The 1,894-nt window shown below is 72.3% G+C and carries 3 protein-coding genes; all 3 read right to left on the bottom strand.

Going from position 1 to position 1,894, the window contains the following annotated elements; all coding sequences use genetic code 11:
* On the bottom strand, nucleotides 1-475 hold a 475-nt coding region (locus tag ACWELJ_RS34065), incomplete at its 3' end, for a quinone oxidoreductase family protein (RefSeq protein WP_452370168.1).
* Nucleotides 476-546: 71 nt separating this feature from the next.
* Entirely contained in the window at nucleotides 547-723 is a 177-nt protein-coding gene (locus tag ACWELJ_RS34070; protein ID WP_357096697.1) for a hypothetical protein, read from the bottom strand.
* Nucleotides 724-865: 142 nt separating this feature from the next.
* On the bottom strand, nucleotides 866-1,894 hold a 1,029-nt coding region (gene pspM, locus ACWELJ_RS34075; protein ID WP_452370169.1), incomplete at its 5' end, for a phage shock envelope stress response protein PspM.

A 1,894-nucleotide genomic window follows, 5' to 3' on the forward strand; every position in this document is an offset into this window, starting at 1 on the left:
GGGCGCCGACGCTGCCCGCCGCGCCGTGCACCAGCACGGTGTCGCCGGGCCCGACGCCGGTCGCGGCGAGCAGATGCACCGCGGTACCGCCGACACTGAGCACGCCCGCGGCCTGCTTCCAGTCCACCTCGGCGGGCTTGGGCACGACGCGCGTGGCATTGGCGGTGACGGCGGTGGCATAGCCGCCGCCCACCGTCGCGATGACCTCGTCCCCGACCGCGATCGGCCCGCCCGGGCCCGGCGCGTCGGGCCCGACGGCGGTGACCACGCCGGCCACCTCGAGCCCCAGCCGGATCGGCAGCTTGCTGGGATCGGTGCCGAACGCACCGCTGTAGAGCTTGTAGTCGAAGGGATTCACCCCGGCGGCACGCACCGCGATGGTGACTTCGCCCGGCCCCGGATCGGGCACGTCGACGTCGATGAGCGACAAGACTTCCGGTCCACCGTAGGCGGTGGCAACGACAGCAGTAGCCATACGGCGATCATACGGAGAACGGACCGCCCGCCCGGGTCTGCCCGGATGGACGGTCCGTCGTGGGCCGTACGTCAGAACTTGCTCAACGGCGACTTGTCCTTCGACCCCGACACCGCCTTGTACAGCAGGTACAGGCCGAAGATGACCGCGCTCACCATCAGGATGGGGAACAGGCTCTTGATCAGCGCGCCGAGAATCATGAAAGCGATCCAGACGAGGACGACGACGCCGAGAATCTTCCAGAACATTCCTTGCCTCCTAGTTTCCGAACCGCCGTCCGCGCGATCCGACACCATCCATACTGCGTCGGCCCGCCGAGAAAATCACCAGGTCAGCAGCGATATCGGGGAGGAAATCAGGGTTCACCCCCACACTCCCGGCGAGGCGGGGTCAGGGATTGGCGCGGAAACGCTGGTCGGCCAGCTCGGTGAGCGCCTGCGCCCAGCCGTCGAGGCGGTCGGCGGCATCGCGGAGCCCGACCATGGCCCAGCCGAGATCATCGGCCACGGCCGCGCTCTCCGGCACCGCCAGCACCCGGGCGGCCGCCTCGACCATGCCCTCGAATTCGACCACGCCACCGTCGAGTCGGACCGAAACGGCCCGAACATGCTCGCCCAGAGGCGAATTCGCGCCCAGCGCACCGGCGGCCCGCTCCATGGCGACCACATCCAGCGCGAGGGCGTGCAACGCGGCAGCACCCGAAGCGGCCGTCTCCAGCGTGTCGTCGAGATCCTCGGCGAGCAGCCGGCCGGACCGCGCGATCTGCGCGTGCAACCCGTGCAGCGCCCGCTCCGCCCGCACCAACCGCGCGATCGAGCCCCGCGCCGCCGACCGGATCGGCGGCAGCTTCCGCGGCACGAACGCCGCCTGCGGCAAGGGCTCCCGCCGCATATCCAGATACCGTCGCGCCGTCACCGCGGTCCCGGTGACCAGCGCCACCGCACCGCCGCCGACCACGACCACCGCCCACGCCGGAGCCGAGATCAGCACCAGCCCAACGGTTCCCGCCGTCGTCAGCCCCGACGCCGTCCCCAGCCGGAAACTCCGCCGCCGAGCCCGCCGCCGCTTGCGCAGCTCCCGTTCCCGCGGATCGGCCCACTTCCGCACGGCCACCAACGCCTGCTCCCCCACACCCCGCAAGGTGTCCGGCAGCCGCTGCGCCAACTCCTCGGGCTCGAACCCGGTGGGCGCCAACACCTCCCGCACCGCCTCGGTCGCCCGCTCCCGCCGCACCCGCTTCTTCGCCCGCCGACCGGAGGTGGGTGGCGACGCCGCATCGGTCGGCGCGCCGAATTGTCCACCGGCACCGGCCTGGAACGCGCCGGATCGCTGCGGTTCCGAGTTCGAGGGGGCGGGCCGGCCGCCGGGTCCCGTCGGACGCTCACGGGAGCGCCGCCCGGTGGGAGCGGCCGCCGGCGG

This window comes from Nocardia sp. NPDC004582 (assembly GCF_053602115.1).

Bases quoted from the DNA above. Each gene is read 5' to 3' on its own strand.
- ACWELJ_RS34070 (WP_357096697.1), bottom strand. From the start codon at position 723: ATGTTCTGGAAGATTCTCGGCGTCGTCGTCCTCGTCTGGATCGCTTTC.